Here is a 17430-nt window from a genome sequence, read left to right on the forward strand (position 1 = left end):
GCCGGTTTCGTTTTCGGTAGGATTCGCCGCGGGCAGGTTTTGCGCAAACCGCCCCCAGGGGCGAACTTAGCCGGCCGCGCGCAGCCGGTTTGGCCCGCCGCCCTCCTAACTCATTTGCTCATTCACCTCCTTCCCCATATGTCCGCTTCTACTTCCCCCGCCGCCGAAGCCACGGCCACCCGCTCCGTCGCCGAGCTGAAACAGATTGCCGCGCAGGTGCGCCGCGACATCGTGCGCATGGTGCACGCCGTCAACTCCGGTCACCCCGGCGGCTCCTTGGGCTGCACCGATTTGCTGGTGGCCCTCTACTTCAAAGTGATGAAGCATCACCCGGAGCCCTTCGACATGAACGGCATCGGGCAAGACCTGTTTTTCCTCTCCAACGGCCACATTTCGCCGGTATTCTACTCGGTGCTGGCCCGCTCGGGCTACTTCCCGGTGAGCGAGCTGAGCACCTTCCGCAAGCTGAATTCGCGCTTGCAGGGCCACCCCGCCACCCACGAGCACCTGCCCGGCGTGCGCGTGGCCTCCGGTTCGCTCGGCCAGGGCCTGAGCGTGGCCATCGGCGCGGCCCAGGCCAAGAAGCTCAACAACGACGACCGCACCGTGTTCGTGCTGATGGGTGACGGCGAGCTGGAAGAAGGCCAGATCTGGGAAGCGGCCATGTACGCCCCGCACCACAAAGTCGACAACCTGATTGCGGTGGTGGACCGCAACGGCCAGCAGATCGACGGCCCCACCGACAAAATCGGCGGCTTGGGCGACCTGCGCGCCAAGTTCGAGTCCTTCGGCTGGGAAGTGCTCGAAGCCAACGGCAACGACCTGGAGCAGTTGCTGCCCGCCCTGGAAGACGCCCAGGCCCGCCTGGGCAAGAGCAAGCCGGTGATGATTTTGATGGACACGCAGATGGGCTACGGCGTGGACTTCATGATGGGCAGCCACAAGTGGCACGGCGTGGCCCCGAACGACGAACAGCTGGAAAAAGCCCTGCAGCAGCTGGTGGTCGAAAAGGCTTCGGACTACTAAACATTAGCGAAAGCAGCACGTCATGCCGAGTGCGGCCTAGGCATCTCGCGGGCTGACGCCGGGTAGTAATTGCTTCGTTTACCGAGAACAGTACTGCCGAGCATCAGCCGGCGAGATGCCGCGGCAAGCTCGACGTGACGGCCTACTGATTGATTGGGTGAGGCCCCTCTGATGGCGCGACGCATTTCCCTGCGGAATCTGGTTTGGCTGGCGGCCCTCTGGCTGCTGGCCGGGCCGCTGCGTGCCCAGCAGGGCGCCCCGTCGAGCCAGCCCAAGACCACGCGCATCCTCTTCGTGCTCGACGCCTCGGGCTCGATGAACGCGCCCTGGGAAGGGCAACCGCGCTGGAACGTGGCCAAGGCGCTGCTGGCCAAGATGGCCGACTCGCTCAACGCCTACCCCAACCTGGAGCTGGCCCTGCGCGCCTACGGCCACCAGCACCCCAACACCGAGAACAACTGCGAGGACTCGCGCCTGGAAGTGCCCTTTGCCCGCCAAAACGCCGCCGCCATCAAGCAGAAGCTGCAGGACTTGCGGCCCCAGGGCAACACGCCGATTACCTACTCGCTGGGCCAGTCGGCCCAGGACTTCCCGGCCGACCGCAACGCGCGCAACGTGCTCATTTTGATAACGGACGGGCTCGAATCGTGCAAGGGGGACCCCTGCGCCACGGCCCTGGCCCTGCAGCGCAAGCGGGTGTTTTTGAAGCCCTTTGTTATCGGCATCGGGGCCGAACGAGAGTTTGGCGAGCAGCTTAAGTGCTTGGGTCAGTACTACAACGCGGCCGACGTGAAGACCTTCCGCACCATCCTGAGCGACGTCATTGCCCAAACCCTGGCCAAGACCACAGTGGCGGTGAACTTGACCGACGAGGCGGGCCGGCCGGTGGAGTCGAACGTGAACCTGACCTTCGTCAACAACGTGACCGAGCAGCCGGAGTACAACTACGTGCACTGGCGCGACGCCAAGGGCCAGCCCGATGTGCTCGACATCGACGCGCTGCAGAGCTACGATTTGGTCATCAACACGGTGCCGCCGGTGCGCCAGGCCAACTTGGTTATTCGACCCGGCAAGGCCAACGTGCTCACCTACAAAACCCCGCAGGGCACGCTGAATCTGCAGAGCCCGCCCATCACCACCAACCCCTACGGCGTGGTGCAGGCGGTGGTGCGGGCCCAAGCCTCGCCGGCCACGGTGCTGGCCCGGGCCTTCGGCGCGAAGCAGAAACTGCTGGCCGGCAACTACGAGGTGGAAATCCTCACGCTGCCGCGCATCATCCGGCGCGTGGCGGTGAAGCAGGGCCAGGAAACCACCGTAACCTACGAGGCGCCCGGTACCCTGAACATCGTCAGTGACCTGAAAGGCTACGGCAGCATTTACCGCCTGAACCAAGACGACTCGCAAACTTGGGTGTACGATTTGCCGCCCGGCGGCTCGTCGAAAATCAACCTGCCCATGCAGCCCGGCCCCTACCGGCTGGTGTACCGCACCGCCACGGCCACCGGCAGCAAGTTCACCGACGTGCGCTCCTTCACCATCCGCAGCGGACAAACCTCTTCGGTCAGCATTTTTGGCAAATGATGCAGGCAGCGCGCGACACTTTGCAGGACTACCAACGCGACGGGTTTGCCGTGGTGGAGCAGGTCTATGCCACGGCCGAAATCCGGGCCATGCTGGCCGTTATCGAACAAGCCCGCACGGCGGGCGGCAACTTCCGCCGCACGGCCGACCTGTTTGCCATACGTAACCTGCTCAGCGAGTTGCCCGCGTTAGGTCCGCTCATCTGGAACGCACGGTTTACGGCGCTGCTCCACGAGCTTCTGCCCGCGCCGCAGCGCCTGGTCAAGGCCATTTACTTCGACAAGCCCGCCGGCTCGAACTGGGTGGTGGCCTGGCACCAGGATTTGATGGTGGCCGTCGACCGCCGCGCCGAGCTGCCGGGCTTTGGCCCCTGGAACGTGCGGCCCGAGGGCGTGAACGTGCAGCCGCCGCGCGAGTACCTCGAAGGCATCTGCACCCTGCGCATCCACCTCGACGCCTGCGACGCCGGCAACGGCGCCCTGCGCGTCGTGCCCGGCTCGCACCGCCGCGGCGCCATTCACGCCACGGCCATTTCTGATTTTACCTCGGCCACCACGGTGTGCCAGGTGCCGGCCGGCGGGGTGATGCTGATGAAGCCCCTGACCCTGCACGCCTCCCACCGCAGCCTCGACGCGCGGCCGCGGCGCGTGATTCACCTTGAATTTTCTTCTCACCAGCTGCCCGCCGGCCTGCGCTGGCGCGAAGACGCCGCCCGGGCGTCGTAGCGGCTTTTCCTCACTGAAACCTCTCCCTTTTCCTATGAAAGACTTCCCCTACACCGAGAAAAAAGACACCCGCAGCGGCTTCGGCGCCGGCCTGCACGAGCTGGGCCAAACCAACCCCAACGTGGTGGCCCTCTGCGCCGACCTCATTGGCTCCCTGAAGATGGACGCCTTCGTGAAGGACTTTCCGGAGCGTTTCTTCCAGGTAGGTATTGCCGAAGCCAACATGATGGGCCTGGCCGCAGGCATGACCATCGGCGGCAAAATTCCCTTCACCGGCACCTTTGCCAACTTCTCCACGGGCCGCGTCTACGACCAGATCCGCCAGAGCATTGCCTATTCGGGCAAGAACGTGAAGATCTGCGCCTCGCACGCCGGCGTGACCCTGGGCGAAGACGGCGCCACCCACCAGATTCTGGAGGACATCGGCCTGATGAAGATGCTGCCGCACATGACCGTCATCAACCCCTGCGACTACAACCAGACCAAGGCCGCCACCATTGCCATTGCCGACTACGAGGGCCCGGTGTACCTGCGCTTCGGTCGCCCGGTGGTACCCGTTTTCACCCCCGCCGACCAGAAGTTTGAAATCGGCAAGGCGGTGATGTTGAACGAGGGCACCGACGTGAGCATTTTCGCCACGGGACACTTGGTGTGGAAGGCCATCTTGGCCGGCAAGCTGCTCGAAGAAAAAGGCATCAACGCCGAAATCATCAACATCCACACCATCAAGCCCCTGGACGTGGAAGCCGTGTTGACCTCGGCCCGCAAAACGCGCTGCGTGGTGACGGCCGAAGAGCACCAGATGAACGGCGGCCTCGGCGACTCCATTGCCCAGCTGCTGGCCCGCGAGGAGCCGCTGCCCCTGGAAATGGTGGCCGTCAACGACTCCTTCGGCGAATCGGGTACGCCCGAGCAGCTGATGGAAAAATACGGCCTCAACGAGCAAGCCATTGTGGCCGCCGTGGAGAAAGTAATGGCCCGCCGCAAGTAATTCCGGCTTCAGCCCAAGCGAAACCGCCCCGGTTGCCAGCTGGCAGCCGAGGCGGTTTCGCGTTTTTACCTTTGCCGGGTTGCCGTTCGGTCCCATTGCTTCCTCCAAGCGCCGTTGATGCCCAAGCTTCTGTTCCGCGTTCTGCTGCCCATTCTCTTGCTGCTGACCAGCCATGTCGCCCGCGCCCAGCGCCCCGACACTACCATCATTCACTATGCCGGCACGCTCACAGGCGCTTTGTCGGCCGGCGGCGTGTACCGCACGCTGCTCACCACCACGCACTCGGTAAGCTTCAGCCGGGGCATGCACTTCGGTCTGCCGCTGGCGGGCACTTTCACCTACGGCAAGCAGGACCGGCAGCTCAAGGAGCGGGAGGCACTCATCAACGCCACGCCCTACTACTGGAAAGGTCATTTCCGCGCCTACGGCCTCGGCGGCTACGAGCGCAGTAATTTGCGCGGCATCCAGGACCGCGTGCAAGCGGGCGCCGGCCCGGGCTGGTCGTTCTACCGCGACTCGCTGGGCACGCGCGAGGTGGCACTCAGCAATTTGCTTATCCGCGAGGCCACCTACTACGTCGACGGCAGCCGGCGCATCGTCACGCGTAACTCCCTGCGCTTGAAGCTGCTCTACACCCTGCGGCAGTTCACCGTCTCCACTTTCACCTACTACCAGCCCTCCATCCCAACCGCGTCGGATTTTCGCGTGAGCCAGCTGGCCACGGTGACGCTGAAAGTGACCAAGCGCCTGGCCGTCAACGCCACCAGCAATTACACCCACGAAAGCCGGGTGCTGGCCGGCAAAAACCCCGACAACTACAACCTCACGGTGGGCTTCAGCTACGCCACGCCTTAGGCCCCGGCCCAAAAAAGCCCGGCTGCCGTGCTGGCAACCGGGCTTGAAAACTGGGAACAACAAGTCTTGGACCGCCGCTTACTGCTTCGAGCCGCACTCGGCGCAGAACTTCTGCTCGGGCTTCATCGAGGCACCGCAGTTGCCGCAGAATTTGTCTTTGACCTGCGCCGCGGGGTTGGGCGTGCCGCAGCTGGGGCAGAACTTCTGGCCGGGCGCCAGCTTGGTTTGGCAGCTAGCGCACTGCACCAGCCCGCCCTTGTTGAGGAAGTCGAGGTCTTTGGTGTAGTCCTGTTCGCGGGTTTTGGTGTAAATCTGGTCGCGGGCGGCCTGGCGCTGCTGAGCGGCCAGTTCTTCCTGCTCGTCGGGGGCACAGTCCTCGCAGAGGCCGGCTTGGTGGTTCCAGCACACGTCGGGGCATACCCAGTGGCCGCAGCGGGTGCACTGCTTGAAGTAGGTTTTGCCTTCCTGCACGGCTTTTTCCAGGGCCTCGTCGTGGGCCTTGCCCCCCACGGCGCGCTGCACGTGGTAAGCGGCGCTGCCCGCGTCGGAGAAGTAGCCGCCGAACAGGCTGCCGGCCGCGCGCATCAGCTCCCCGGCAATGCCCACGGCATTGGGCTGGAAGCGCGACATATGGCCGTTGCGGCACTTGTCGCAATGAAACTTGAACTGGAAGCCTTTGTCGGTGCTCAGGTCATCGTAGTTGGCGACGAATTGAATCAGGTTGCTCACGGTGGCGGGGGCTTGGTTGGGGTTCGGCGGTAAAAATACAGTTCTGCCGGCCCCCGGCGCCACTCCCGCTTGCTCACGTTGAATTTTCCCAAGCCCGGCCGCCCGCGGCGCGGTACTTTTCCGACGGCAATAGCATGTATATGTGAGCCGCTAAGCCCTTACTCCGCCTCGGCGGTCAGTACCAGCTGCAGCAATCCGTGGCGCACTGCGCTGAGCAGGGCCTGCTGGTACAGCTCGTCCAACACCTTGTAACGGGCATCCAGGCTGCGCCGGGTTAGCCGCTGCTGCCCGGTGGCGGCCATCAGCAGTTCTCCCTGGGCATCGAGTAGCTCTAGCTGCACCCGCGCGCCCGCCACCACGCTCTCGGATTCGGCCGCGGCGAAAAACGTCTGGTAGGCATCGTCGATCCGGCAGCGCAGGGTCACGGCGGGCTTGGAGGAGTCGGCCGAAAACGGAGCCTGCAACACCTTCTGCATTGCGGCGCGCTGCGCGGGCGTGAGCACCGGCCACACCTTGTCCATCTGCCCGGGCCGCGAAAACACCGGCAGCTTGAGTACCCGGTCCGACGCCAGTGGCCGGGCGTCGTCGATGGTAACGGCCGCGAGGCGGTACTGCGCGGCGGCGGGCAGGCTGGTCAGTTTGGGCAGCGGCGCGGCCGGGGGCGGCGCGGGAGCCGGGGCCACCGGCAGGCTGTTCAGCTCGAATTGCTGCGCGGCGGCGGGCCGAGCCAGCAGCGCTGCGCCCAGCGCAGCCAACCTCCAAAAGCGGCAGAAGATAGAAGCCATAAACAGAAATAGCGGCCCGGCAACGCCTGGCAGAAGGGTTGAAGAGAAAAACAGATGCGGCGGCAACGCGTATCCATTACCGCCACCACGCCGCCAGTTCCCGCTTTTTCGCGGCCGGGTCTTGTTCGGTCCAGGCTTGCCGGTACTGCTGCCAGCCGTAGGCCAGGTATTTCGCCGACGGGCTGAATTCGGCCGCGCCTTGGTCCAGGTCGCCGCTGTTTGGTATGCGGTAGTCGCCCCAGTTGCAGCGCTTTACCTGCCCGCTGCGGTAGGAGGTCCAGGTGCCCACGCCCTGGTTGTTGGCGTAGCTGTCGGCAACGTTCAGTAGGTTATCGTAGTACAACCGGCCGCGGGCGTCTTCGTACCATTTGGCCTGCAGCACGCCCCGAAATATGCCGGTGCCGGGCTGGCCGGCCGGCTCGCGCAGCTCGTAGGCAGCCAGCACGATGCCGGATTTCACGGCGACGGTGGGCTCGTCGTCGACGGTGCGGGGCCGGTCCCGGTTGACGCGCACGTGCAGCACCCGGAACGTGCCCTGAAAAGCCGCCACGTTGGTTTTGACCCTGGATTTGCCCGTCACGGTGTACTGCCCCGGCTGCCCGGCTGTGGGCTGCACGCTCAGCAGCTTCAGGTCCAGACGCTGGTAATTCGGACCAATAAAACCCAGAGCGCCGGCGTCGTCGGCGTGCAGCCATACGGGCGCGAAAGAGCGGCCGGCGTACTGCGGCAGCCGCTCCGCGGGCAACAGCGCGGCATCGGCCAGCACGTGGCGGCGGTAGGCTTCGCTTTCCGCGGGCAGCGCGGCGGCGCGCAGGGCCAGCCAGCAGGTAGCTATAAGCGGGAATACGGATGTCATTGGTAGATAACAAGATAAGCAGGAGACGCAAGCCCCTCCGGCCCAAGATGAAAAGGTTTTCCCACTTGCTCGTTAAACTCGGGCCCGGCACCGCGCTCTAACCCCCAACGCCTCTCCGCTCCACCTCACCTTCTCCACGCTGCTTGGAAGATCAGGACATCCTCCTCAAGTTTCGCGACCCGGCCAGCCGCAACCTGGCCTTCAACCAGCTGGTGCGCAAGTACCAGAGCAAGGTGTACTGGCACGTGCGCAAGATGGTGGTAGACCACGACGACGCCGACGACCTCACCCAGGAGGTGTTTATCAAAGTGTGGAAGCACCTGGAGAACTTTCGCCAGGACGCGTCGCTTTACACCTGGATTTACCGCATTGCCACCAACGAGTGCCTGAACCTGCTGGCCAGCAAGCGCCGCAAGTTCTTTTTGCCCCTCAACGACGTGGGCGCCGAGCTGACCCAGAAGCTGGAAGCCGACGAGCAGCTGGCCGGCGACGAAGTAGAGCTCAAGCTGCAAAAAGCCATCCTGCGCCTGCCCGACAAGCAGCGCCTGGTGTTCAACCTGCGCTACTACGACGAAATGCCCTACGAGCAGATGGCCGAGGTGACGGGCACCAGCGTGGGGGCCCTGAAGGCGTCTTACCACCACGCCGTCAAGAAAATTGAGCAGTACGTAAACGAAGCCTCCGATTAAACCCCGGCCCGCCGCGGCCCTCTAACCGATATGAAAACGCCTTTCCGCCTCGACGAGCACCCCCGGCGCCCCCAGCCGCCGCTGGCCCCGCCCGCCGCGGATTTCTTCGATAAGCTGCCGCTGCGCGTGATGCAGCGCGTGCGCCCCGCGGCCGATGCCGACGCGGCCCCGGCGTGGGGCTGGCTGGCGGCCCTGAGCGCCCCGCTGCGCACGGCCCTGGCATCCGTCGTGGTGCTGCTGACCTTCGTGGGCAGCTTCTGGCTGGCCTCGCGCCCCGGCAGCCAGCCCGCGGTTCGCCCGCTCAGCGCCGCGCAGGCCCTGGCCGCCGTGCCCCGGGCCGAAGCCGTGCAGTACCTGCTCTCCGACGCCGCCCCGCGCCTGACGCTGGCCGATTTGGCCGACACCCACGTGGCCGAGCGCGACTTGACCGCCGATTTCTTGCCCGGCACCGACGCCGATATTCAGGCCGCCCTCGACGAGCAGCCGAGCCTGGATGTGTACTTGTAGTGTTATTTCGCCCCCGATGTTTGTTTTTCCCCGCATGAACCGCTTCCTCGCCCGCCCCGCCTTGCTGGTGGCACTGTTGCTGCTCGGCAGCCTGGGCGCCCGGGCCCAGCAGCCCGGCGGCCGGCAGCGCCCCGGCCAGCAGCGCCTCGAAAACGCCCGCATTGCCTACATCACCGACAAGATTGCGCTGACGCCGGAGCAGGCCCAACGCTTCTGGCCGCTCTTCAACGAATTCACGGAGAAGCGCCGCGAACTGCGCAAGCAAACCAAACTGGGCCTGCGCGGCCAGGACTTCGGCGCCATGAGCGACAAAGACATCCGCGCGGCCCTCGACGACCAGTTTAAGCTCCGCCAGAACGAAATCAACCTGGAGAAGGAGTACGTCGACAAGTTTGCCAAGGTCATTACCCTGCGCCAGGTGGCCCAGCTTATGCAGGCCGAGCGCGACTTCACCAAGGAGCTGATTCAGCGCCTCGATAACCGCCGCGCTGCCGGCGGTGCCCTGAGCGGCTCCAACTAGCCGCATATACTATAGATGAGCTGAGGCGGCCCGCAAGGCCGCCTCAGCTGTTTTAACGCGGGTTCATGCCGGCGCAGGCGGTACCTTTGCCGTCCGTTTCAGTTCCGACTAGCCTATGCTCACGCCCCGCCAGCTCTTCCTGCGTCACCAGGCCCAAACCTCCGACTTTCCCCTGCTGCTCGAAATCGAGCGGGCCGAAGGGGTGTGGATGTACGGCCCCGGGGGCCGGCGCTACCTCGACCTGATTTCGGGCATCGGCGTGAGCAACGTGGGCCACCGCCACCCGCGGGTGCTGCAGGCCATTCAGGGGCAGCTGGACAAATACCTGCACCTGATGGTGTACGGCGAGCTAGTGCAGGCCCCGCCGGCCGAGCTGGCCCAGGCCCTGCACCACACGCTACCGCCCGAGCTCGACAACGTGTACTTCACCAACTCCGGCGCCGAGGCCGTGGAGGGCGCCCTCAAGCTGGCCAAGCGCCACACCGGCCGCACCGAGCTGATCAGCTGCCTGAACGCCTACCACGGCTCCACCCAGGGCGCTTTGTCGGTGACGGGTTCCGAGAGCTTCAAGCGCAGCTTCCGGCCCCTGCTGCCCGACGTGCGCCACATCCGCCACAACGAAGTGGCCGACCTCGCCCTGATTACGGAGCGCACCGCCGCCGTCATCGTCGAAACGGTGCAGGGCGAGGCCGGCGTGCGCGTGCCCGCGGCCGACTACTTGCCGCAGCTGCGTCGGCGCTGCGACGAAGTGGGCGCGCTGCTGATTCTGGACGAAATCCAGTGCGGTTTCGGGCGCACCGGCACGTTCTGGGCGTTCGAGCAGTTCGGCGTGGTGCCCGACATCCTGCTCACGGCCAAAGGCATGGGCGGGGGCATGCCCATCGGCGCGTTTATTTCCCGGCAGGATATCATGCAGGGCTTTAAAACCGACCCGATTCTGGGCCACCTGACCACTTTCGGCGGGCACCCGGTGTCGTGCGCGGCGGCCCTGGCCACCCTGCGCGTGATTCAGGAGGAAGGCCTGCTGGCGGGCGTGGCGGCGAAGGCCGAGCGGTTTCGGCAGCAGTTGCGCCACCCGGCCATTCGCGGGGTGCGCGGGCTGGGGCTGCTGCTGGCCGTGGAGTTCGACTCGTTTGCGGTCCTCAAGCCCATCATCGACCACGCCCTGGAGCACGAAGGCGTGCTGACCGACTGGTTTTTGTTTTGCGACAATTCCTTGCGCCTCGCCCCGCCCCTGACCATCACCGACCCGGAAATTGACTGGGCCTGCGCGGCGCTGCTGCGGGCCGTGACGCACGTGGTCGGCCCCGCCGCGGGCTGAGTAGCGGGCCGAAACCTCGGCAGAGTGAAATAAATATCGTAGAATAATGTACTATATTAGTACCGCTTATTTTGGCTGCACTCTGCCCTTGCCCCGATGCCCCACTTTTTACTCCGCTTAGCCGCGTTGCTCGGCCTTGGGCTGCTGGCGGCGTGGTCGGCAGGGGCCACGCCGCGGCGGCCGGCCGCCGCGGGGCCATCCGTGGCGCCGAATCCGGCCACCTTGGCGGCCAGCAGCGTGCAGCGCACCAGCCAGCACCGCCTCGACAGCCTCCAAGCGCTGATTGACGCCCGGCCGCAGCCGGACACCATCACCGTGATGCTGCTCACGAAGCTGGCCTGGGAGCGACAGCAGCGCGACACCCGCTCCGGCCTGCCCGTGTTGCAGCAGGCCCTGCGCCTGGCCCGCCGCCTGCACTGCCGCGATTTTGAAGCCGAAACCCTGCTCGAAGTCGCCGACTGCTACATTTTGCTTGGGGAGTACGAAGCGGCCAAGCACTGGATGACACTCGCCGAAGCCGAGTTTACCCGCATCCACAACATCGGCGGGCAGATCCGCTGCTTGGGCCGCTTGGCCAAAATAGCCGCGCAGCAGGGCCAGTACGCCACGGCCTTGGCCTACTGTTTCCGCGTGCCGCCCTCCTTCGACGCCGGCGACACCCGCCGCTTCTACACCAGCCTGCAGATCCAAATCGGCAACGTGTACCGGCAGCTCGGCGAACTGGACAACGCCGAACAATACCTGCACCACGCCCTGCAAGTGTCGCAACACTGGGATTATCCCGATCGGCTCAACTTGATCTTCGGAGAGTTAGGCGAAATCCGCCGCCAGCAGGGGCGCTGGATGGAGGCGCGCTACTACTACACCCAGAGCATGGCCATCAGCCAGCGGCTGCACCTAGCCGCCGAAGTGCTGCGCATGGAAATCAACTTGGCCGAAATGGACGAGCAGCTCGGGCACGGCGCCGCGGCCATGACGCGCGCCCACGTGGTGCTCGGCACGGCCCGCAAAGTGCTGCCCCTATCGGTGCCGCGGGTGCTGGGGCTGCTGGCCCGCAGCAGCCTGGGCCGCGGCTGGCCCGACAGCGCCGTGGTATACGCCCGCCGCAGCCTGCGGGAAAGCCAGCTGCTGCACGTCCCCGAGGGCATCCGCGACGCACACGAGGTGCTGGCCCGGGCCTACGCGCGGCGCGGCGACTTCGCCCGCGCTTACCAGGCCCAGCAGCAGTTTATGGCCGCCCGCGACAGCCTGACCGGCGCCGAGGTCAGCCGCCGCACCGTGGCGTTGCAGTACCGCCACGAGCTGGGCCAGCAGCAGGCTCAGATTCAGCTGCTCACCCAGAAAACGCGCCTGCAGCAGCAGCGGCAGGAACTGAACCGCCTGCGCCAGCGCTGGCAGGCCTTGCTGCTGCTGGGCCTGGCCGGGCTGATCCTCGGATTGAGCGGGCTGGCGTTCTGGCAGTACCGCCGCCGCCAGGCCGCCCGCGAAGCCGCCCTGCGCACCAGTCTGGCGGCCGACCTGCACGACGACGTAGGTTCCCTACTCACCCAGATTTCCATGCAGAGTACCATGCTGCGCGAGGGGCTGTACCCGCCCGAACAGCAGCGCCAACACCTCGACCACATGGCCGAAACCAGCCGGCAGGCTGCCCGCCAGATGAGCGACGTGGTGTGGGGCATCGACGCGCGCAACGACTCGCTCACGAGCGTGCTCGACCGCATGCGTGACCACGCCTACCTGGTGCTGCCTCCGGCCGGGGTGGAACTGGATTTCGTGGCCGAGCCGGATCTGACCGCCGCCGCGGTGCCGCTGGCGGCCCGGCAGGCGCTGTACCTGATCTACAAGGAGGCTCTGCACAACGCGGTGAAGCACGCCGGCGCTCGGCAAGTGACGGTGCGCCTGCGCCTGCGCGGCCGGCAGCTGGAGTTGGACGTGCACGACGACGGCAGCGGCGCCGCCCTGCCCGCTCGGCCCGTGGGCCAGGGCCTGCGCAACATGCAAGCCCGGGCCGCCGCCGCTGCCGGCTCGGTCAGCTACGACGCCAGCGGCCCGGGCTTTCGGGTGGTGGCCCGGCTGCCGCTGAGCTAACGCCACCGTATGCCATTATTACCCTGTTGTTATCAATGCGTTATTCTCAATAAATCAAATAATTCCTCCCGGATCTGCGGGGTCAATCCACGGGTCCCATACCCGTTATTTTCACATCTTTATGCTATACCCCAGGCGCTGCTTCGTACTGACCTTTGTCCCGTGATTTACCTCGGCATTATTGAAGACCAACCGACGATTCGGGAGGCGCTGACGGGCTACCTCTGCGCCCAGCCGGAGTTTAGTTGCGTGCTCAGCGCGGCCTCCGTCGAAGAGTTTCTGGCCGCGGTGCCCACCATGATTCACCGCCCCACGCTTATCCTCTCCGACATCGGGCTGCCGGGCCTCTCGGGCATCGAAGGGCTGGCGCCGCTGCGGCATCTGCTGCCCCAAGCCGAAGTCGTGATGCTCAGCGTGTACACGGATGCGCAGCGCGTGTTCGATTCGTTGCGCGCCGGTGCGGTGGGCTACCTGGAAAAAGACACCCCGCTGCCCGTGCTCAAGGACAACCTGCTGCAAGTGGCCGCGGGCGGTTCGCCCATGTCGCCGGGCATTGCGCGCCACGTCATCCGCTACTTTCAGTCGCCCCCACGCCCCGCGCTGGAGCCGCTGACGCCCCGCGAGCAGGATATTGTGCGCGGCATCGAGGACGGGCTGAGCTACCAGCGCATCGCCGACCGTTTGTTTCTGAGCATTGACACCGTGCGCAGCCACATCCGGCAGGTGTACCGCAAGCTGCAAGTCAATTCCAAGGCCGAACTCCTGGCCCGCGGCTACCGCCGCTAACCCTGCCGGCGCTACCAAAAGCCGTCCTCCTCCCTCCTAACGCAGCAAAGGCGCGGCCGCAGTGCGGCCGCGCCTTTGCGCTTATTGCCAAATCGGTTTTACAGGCCGTTGCCGTGCGTGGGCTCGCCTTTGCCCTGAAAATTCAGAAAGGCTTGCGACTCTTCCTTGATTTGCTCGCGGGGCAGGCCGTCGCGCACGCCCATCGAGATTTTGCGCACCAGCACGCCCACAATGGCTTTGCGGAAGCCCAGCTTCTCGGCCATGTCGATGCAAAAGTCCATCTCGTTGTCGTCCACCACGCCGTCGGCCAGCATCATGTCCACGAGGTCAAAGATCTGGTCGAACCGTTCCGAGTCGTTGTCGGGAATGTGCAGCACGTGGGTGCTGGCGTTGGAGACGGCGCTGCGCACGTCGCTGGCGCTCAGACCATTTTTCTTGCCCACGGCCACCAGGAAGTTCATTTCTCGCTCATCGATGTGCCCGTCGACGCGGGCCAGGGCGGCGAGGTTGTGGATGTGGCTGCGGACTTTTTTGTTCTGCTCGCTTTCGAAGAAACCAAACATAGGTCGGGCAGGAATAAAGCGGTGAAGGGAGGAGCGGCCGCGGGAAGGTTGGGGATGTGGTCCGCCGCCCGGCGACCATGGCGGGCGGCAACGGGGCGATGTTAAGGTATGGTTTCGCCTTCATCCGTTCAATACGGGGTTGCAAAAAAAACTGCCATTTTGCCGGTCATATTTGCGCACAAATTTTAGGTCAAGCGGCGCCGGTTGGCCGGTTCTTGTACCTTTGCCATTTCATGGACGGCCCATCCCCGGACGGGCCGTCATCCTGACCCACGAAAGAATGAAGCGAATTGGAGTGTTTACCAGCGGCGGTGACGCGCCCGGTATGAACGCCGCTGTGCGCGCCGTGGTGCGCACGGCCCTTTACCACGGCATCGAAGTATACGGCATCATGCGCGGCTATTCGGGCATGATCAAGGGGGAAATCGTCAAACTCGATTCCACCTCCGTGGCCAACATCGTGCAGCGGGGCGGCACCATCCTCAAATCGGCCCGCTCGCAACGATTTCAGACCAAGGAAGGCCGGCAGGAGGCCTTCGACCAGCTGGTGAACCACCGCATCGAGGGCTTGGTGGCCATCGGCGGCAACGGCACCTTCACCGGCGCCGAGCTGTTTGAGCGCGAATTCGGCATTCCGACGGTGGGCGCTCCCGGCACCATCGACAACGACCTCTACGGTACCGACTACACCATCGGCTACGACACGGCCGTGAACACGGCCCTCGACGCCATCGACAAAATCCGCGACACGGCCGACTCGCACGACCGCGCCTTCTTCGTGGAGGTGATGGGCCGCGACTCGGGCTACATCGCCATTCCCTGCGCCATCGGCGGCGGGGCTGAAATCGTGCTGGTGCCCGAGCAGGTACAGAGCATCGACACCGTGATTGAAACCCTGCAAGTGGCCCGCAAGCGCCAAAAGTCGTCGTTTCTGATCATCGTAGCAGAGGGCGACGAGGAAGGCAACGCCACGGCCGTGGCCACCAAGGTGAAGGAAGCCATTCCGGAAATGGACGCCCGCGTGACGGTTATCGGCCACATTCAGCGCGGCGGCGCCCCCTCGGCGGCCGACCGCCTGCTGGCCTCGCAAATCGGCATTGCCGCCGTGGAAGGCCTGCTCAACGGCATGCGCAACGTGATGGCCGGCATCGTGGACCGCAAGCTGGTGTACACGCCCTTCCAGGAGTGCATTTCGCGCAAGAAGATGATCAACCAAGGTTTCATGCGCATGGTGGAAATCCTCTCGGTGTAAAGGTGAGCTTGTGAAATTGTGAAGTGGTGAGTTTGACGTTCTGATTGTATGGACGTCAAACTCACCACTTCACAATTTCACAAGCTCACAAATTGCCGCCTCGGCCGCCTCCGGGTGCAGCCACTGGTACTGCTCGTCGCGGCGCAGCCAGGTGAGCTGGCGCTTGGCGTAGCGGCGGGTGTTGCGCTTGAGCAGGCGCACGGCTTCGGCCCAGTCGTAGAGGCCGTCGAGGTAGCCGAAAATTTCCTGGTAGCCCACCGTTTGCAGGGCTTGTGCGTGGCGGTGCGGCAGCATGCCGCGCACTTCCTCCAGCAGGCCCTGGGTTAGCATCTGGTCCACGCGCTCATCGATGCGCTGGTACAGCTCGTCCCGCTCGCGCGTCAAGGCCACTTTCACGGTGCGCCAGGGCCGCTCGGTTTTCGGGCCGGCTTGGTGAAACGAGCTGAACGGGCGGCCCGAGCTGCGACACACTTCCAGGGCCCGCAGCACGCGCACCGGGTTTTGCCGGTCGATACGTGCGTGGCAGACAGGGTCTAGCTCGGCCAATTCTTCAACCAAGGCGGGCAGGCCTTTTTCCGTGAGTTCCCGCTGCAGCTGGGCCCGGAGGGCGGCGTCGGCGGGCGGCAGTTCGTCCAAGCCGTCGGTGACGGCCTGCAGGTACAGGCCCGAGCCGCCGGTCAGGATAATGACTTCGTGCTGCTGAAACAGCTCGTGCAGCAGCTGCAGGCAGTCGGCTTCGTAGCGGCCGGCGCTGTAGTCCTCCGTGATGCTGTGCGAATCGACGAAGTGGTGGGGCACGCCCTGCATTTCCTGGATGGTGGGCTTGGCCGTGCCGATGTGCATTTCGCGGAAAAACTGCCGGGCGTCGGCCGATACGACCTCGGTGCCAAAGTGCTGGGCCAGGCGCACGCACAGGGCGGTTTTGCCCACGGCGGTGGGGCCGGCTACCACCAGCAAAGTAGGTTGCTTGCTCATGCGGATACAGTCTTGGGCTCGGCGGGCCAGAGGGCGGCGTAGAGGCGCAGCAGCTCCTGTTCCTCGCGCTGCCAGTTCAGCTCCAGCCGGGCGCGGCGGCAGTGCTCGGCCAGTTGCTGGTAGCGGGCAGGGGTGCCGAGTAAGCCGTTCAGGGCGGCGGTCAGGGCCGCGGGCGTCAACTCGGGTACGACTTCCGCCACGTGGTACTGTTCGTTCAGGGCCAAGTATTCGGGCAAGGGCGAAATCAGTTGAGGCACGCCGGCATGCAGGTAGTCGAAAAACTTGTTGGCCAGCGAGTAATAGTAGCTTAGGCCCAAGTTTTCGAGGACGCTGATGCCCACGGCGGCCCGGGCCGTTACCTCGCGCAGCGCGGCGGGCAGCACGTAGCCCCGAAACTCCACCCGGCCGCTTTGCAGCAAACCCAGTTCCTCGGCGCGCCCCCGCAGGCTGTCCGACAGGTCGCCTTCGCCGCAGATGATCAGGCGGGCCGGTACCTGGGGCATGGCTTCGAGCAGGGCTTCGAGGCCGCGGCCGGCGTTGAGGGCGCCTTGGTAGAGAATGTAGCCTTCACTGGCCACGGCCGGGGCGCTTTCGGCCAGCCGGCTGATGTTGCGCACCGTTCCGAAGGGCCGCCCGTAGCGCTGCTGAAACAGCCGCGCCAGCGCCGGGCCCACGGTGTAGGCCAGCGTGGCGCGCGGCACCACGAAGCGCTCCACGGCCAGCCACAGGCGGCGCACGGCGGGCCGGCCCACCACTTCGGGCACTTCCGTAAACAGCTCGTGCGCATCGTATACGAAGGGCACCCCGCCCAGGCGGGCGCGCAGCCAGGTGGGCAGGGCCGCGTCGAGGTCGGCGCAGCCGTAGGCCGCGAAGCCGCGCTGCCCGAGCAGGTACAGCAGCAGGCGCAGGTTGTATTCGAGGTAGAACAGCTTGCCCTTGCTGAACCAGCAGCGCAAGCGGTGTTGTTCGTAGGGCTGGGCCGTCAGCGGCTTCGACGCGCGCCACTCCCGCCCCACGAGGCGCACCTGGTAGCCCGCGCCGGCCAGCGAAGCGCAGATGCGCTGCATCCGTTGGTCGTAGTTCAGGTCGGTGGTGACGGCGAAGAGCAGGCGGCGCACGAGAAAAAAGGAAAAAACCAAGCCCGCCGGGCAACGAACGGGCACCGGGGTTCGGATATATTT

At 65.2% G+C, this 17430-nt stretch carries 18 protein-coding genes; 12 read left to right on the plus strand and 6 right to left on the minus strand.

Annotated elements, in window-relative coordinates:
• The first annotated feature begins 138 nt into the window (after positions 1-138).
• The 5 genes from LJ737_RS21525 (at position 139) to LJ737_RS21545 (ending at position 5178) form a co-directional block, all read left to right on the plus strand.
• Complete coding sequence (locus LJ737_RS21525) at positions 139-1026, plus strand: transketolase (RefSeq protein ID WP_227768825.1); 888 nt, start codon at positions 139-141, stop codon at positions 1024-1026.
• 171 nt (positions 1027-1197) lie between these two features.
• Positions 1198-2607: a vWA domain-containing protein gene (locus LJ737_RS21530; protein WP_227768826.1), complete on the plus strand. Its 1410-nt coding sequence runs from the start codon at positions 1198-1200 to the stop codon at positions 2605-2607.
• A complete protein-coding gene (locus LJ737_RS21535; protein WP_227768827.1) occupies positions 2604-3332 on the plus strand; it encodes a phytanoyl-CoA dioxygenase family protein in 729 nt (242 codons plus the stop codon). Before LJ737_RS21530 ends, LJ737_RS21535 begins: the two co-directional genes overlap by 4 nt.
• 34 nt (positions 3333-3366) lie before the next feature.
• Positions 3367-4323, plus strand: coding sequence for a transketolase family protein (locus tag LJ737_RS21540; RefSeq protein WP_227768828.1), 957 nt, complete (start codon positions 3367-3369; stop codon positions 4321-4323).
• Positions 4324-4440: 117 nt separating this feature from the next.
• Positions 4441-5178, plus strand: a complete 738-nt coding sequence (locus LJ737_RS21545) for a DUF481 domain-containing protein (RefSeq protein ID WP_227768829.1) — start codon at positions 4441-4443, stop codon at positions 5176-5178.
• Positions 5179-5256: 78 nt separating this feature from the next.
• Here LJ737_RS21545 and LJ737_RS21550 read toward each other — a convergent pair whose 3' ends face one another.
• The 3 genes from LJ737_RS21550 to LJ737_RS21560 all read right to left on the minus strand — a co-directional run bounded on the left by LJ737_RS21550 (position 5257) and on the right by LJ737_RS21560 (position 7548).
• The gene (locus tag LJ737_RS21550) at positions 5257-5907 is read right to left on the minus strand and encodes a zinc ribbon domain-containing protein (RefSeq protein WP_227768830.1); all 651 of its coding nucleotides are present in this window, start codon (positions 5905-5907) and stop codon (positions 5257-5259) included.
• Positions 5908-6065: 158 nt separating this feature from the next.
• Complete coding sequence (locus LJ737_RS21555) at positions 6066-6692, minus strand: hypothetical protein (protein WP_227768831.1); 627 nt, start codon at positions 6690-6692, stop codon at positions 6066-6068.
• Positions 6693-6768: 76 nt separating this feature from the next.
• Complete coding sequence (locus LJ737_RS21560; protein ID WP_227768832.1) at positions 6769-7548, minus strand: hypothetical protein; 780 nt, start codon at positions 7546-7548, stop codon at positions 6769-6771.
• 143 nt (positions 7549-7691) lie between these two features.
• On the opposite strand from LJ737_RS21560, the gene LJ737_RS21565 reads away from it, so the two are divergent.
• From LJ737_RS21565 to LJ737_RS21590, 6 genes are all read left to right on the plus strand, one after another.
• Entirely contained in the window at positions 7692-8237 is a 546-nt protein-coding gene (locus LJ737_RS21565) for an RNA polymerase sigma factor (RefSeq protein WP_227768833.1), read from the plus strand.
• A gap of 30 nt (positions 8238-8267) precedes the next feature.
• The gene (locus tag LJ737_RS21570; protein ID WP_227768834.1) at positions 8268-8744 is read left to right on the plus strand and encodes a hypothetical protein; all 477 of its coding nucleotides are present in this window, start codon (positions 8268-8270) and stop codon (positions 8742-8744) included.
• A 34-nt stretch (positions 8745-8778) separates the two neighbouring features.
• Positions 8779-9264, plus strand: a complete 486-nt coding sequence (locus LJ737_RS21575; protein ID WP_227768835.1) for a hypothetical protein — start codon at positions 8779-8781, stop codon at positions 9262-9264.
• A 115-nt stretch (positions 9265-9379) separates the two neighbouring features.
• Positions 9380-10585 carry an aspartate aminotransferase family protein gene (locus tag LJ737_RS21580; RefSeq protein WP_227768836.1) on the plus strand — a complete coding sequence of 402 codons (1206 nt, stop codon included), beginning with the start codon at positions 9380-9382 and terminating at the stop codon, positions 10583-10585.
• 96 nt (positions 10586-10681) lie between these two features.
• The gene (locus tag LJ737_RS21585) at positions 10682-12673 is read left to right on the plus strand and encodes a tetratricopeptide repeat-containing sensor histidine kinase (RefSeq protein WP_227768837.1); all 1992 of its coding nucleotides are present in this window, start codon (positions 10682-10684) and stop codon (positions 12671-12673) included.
• Between the two features lie 162 nt (positions 12674-12835).
• Positions 12836-13459 (plus strand): response regulator, encoded by a 624-nt coding sequence (locus LJ737_RS21590; RefSeq protein WP_227768838.1) that lies wholly within the window; start codon positions 12836-12838, stop codon positions 13457-13459.
• A gap of 98 nt (positions 13460-13557) precedes the next feature.
• Here LJ737_RS21590 and LJ737_RS21595 read toward each other — a convergent pair whose 3' ends face one another.
• Positions 13558-14022: a tellurite resistance TerB family protein gene (locus tag LJ737_RS21595; RefSeq protein ID WP_227768839.1), complete on the minus strand. Its 465-nt coding sequence runs from the start codon at positions 14020-14022 to the stop codon at positions 13558-13560.
• A 280-nt stretch (positions 14023-14302) separates the two neighbouring features.
• Between LJ737_RS21595 and pfkA the strand changes: the two genes are divergently transcribed.
• Positions 14303-15274 carry a 6-phosphofructokinase gene (gene pfkA, locus LJ737_RS21600; RefSeq protein WP_227768840.1) on the plus strand — a complete coding sequence of 324 codons (972 nt, stop codon included), beginning with the start codon at positions 14303-14305 and terminating at the stop codon, positions 15272-15274.
• 69 nt (positions 15275-15343) lie between these two features.
• Here pfkA and miaA read toward each other — a convergent pair whose 3' ends face one another.
• Positions 15344-16249, minus strand: a complete 906-nt coding sequence (miaA, locus tag LJ737_RS21605) for a tRNA (adenosine(37)-N6)-dimethylallyltransferase MiaA (protein ID WP_227768841.1) — start codon at positions 16247-16249, stop codon at positions 15344-15346.
• Complete coding sequence (locus tag LJ737_RS21610; RefSeq protein WP_227768842.1) at positions 16246-17367, minus strand: glycosyltransferase; 1122 nt, start codon at positions 17365-17367, stop codon at positions 16246-16248. Before LJ737_RS21610 ends, miaA begins: the two co-directional genes overlap by 4 nt.
• Positions 17368-17430 lie beyond the last annotated feature (63 nt).

The sequence above is a fragment of the Hymenobacter sp. 15J16-1T3B genome, from assembly GCF_020711235.1.
In the GTDB taxonomy this organism is placed as follows: Bacteria; Bacteroidota; Bacteroidia; order Cytophagales; family Hymenobacteraceae; genus Solirubrum.

Bases quoted from the DNA above. Each gene is read 5' to 3' on its own strand.
- LJ737_RS21525 (WP_227768825.1), top strand. From the start codon at position 139: ATGTCCGCTTCTACTTCCCCCGCCGCCGAAGCCACGGCCACCCGCTCC.
- LJ737_RS21530 (WP_227768826.1), top strand. From the start codon at position 1,198: ATGGCGCGACGCATTTCCCTGCGGAATCTGGTTTGGCTGGCGGCCCTC.
- LJ737_RS21535 (WP_227768827.1), top strand. From the start codon at position 2,604: ATGATGCAGGCAGCGCGCGACACTTTGCAGGACTACCAACGCGACGGG.
- LJ737_RS21540 (WP_227768828.1), top strand. From the start codon at position 3,367: ATGAAAGACTTCCCCTACACCGAGAAAAAAGACACCCGCAGCGGCTTC.
- LJ737_RS21545 (WP_227768829.1), top strand. From the start codon at position 4,441: ATGCCCAAGCTTCTGTTCCGCGTTCTGCTGCCCATTCTCTTGCTGCTG.
- LJ737_RS21555 (WP_227768831.1), bottom strand. From the start codon at position 6,692: ATGGCTTCTATCTTCTGCCGCTTTTGGAGGTTGGCTGCGCTGGGCGCA.
- LJ737_RS21560 (WP_227768832.1), bottom strand. From the start codon at position 7,548: ATGACATCCGTATTCCCGCTTATAGCTACCTGCTGGCTGGCCCTGCGC.
- LJ737_RS21570 (WP_227768834.1), top strand. From the start codon at position 8,268: ATGAAAACGCCTTTCCGCCTCGACGAGCACCCCCGGCGCCCCCAGCCG.
- LJ737_RS21575 (WP_227768835.1), top strand. From the start codon at position 8,779: ATGAACCGCTTCCTCGCCCGCCCCGCCTTGCTGGTGGCACTGTTGCTG.
- LJ737_RS21580 (WP_227768836.1), top strand. From the start codon at position 9,380: ATGCTCACGCCCCGCCAGCTCTTCCTGCGTCACCAGGCCCAAACCTCC.
- LJ737_RS21585 (WP_227768837.1), top strand. From the start codon at position 10,682: ATGCCCCACTTTTTACTCCGCTTAGCCGCGTTGCTCGGCCTTGGGCTG.
- LJ737_RS21595 (WP_227768839.1), bottom strand. From the start codon at position 14,022: ATGTTTGGTTTCTTCGAAAGCGAGCAGAACAAAAAAGTCCGCAGCCAC.
- pfkA (WP_227768840.1), top strand. From the start codon at position 14,303: ATGAAGCGAATTGGAGTGTTTACCAGCGGCGGTGACGCGCCCGGTATG.
- miaA (WP_227768841.1), bottom strand. From the start codon at position 16,249: ATGAGCAAGCAACCTACTTTGCTGGTGGTAGCCGGCCCCACCGCCGTG.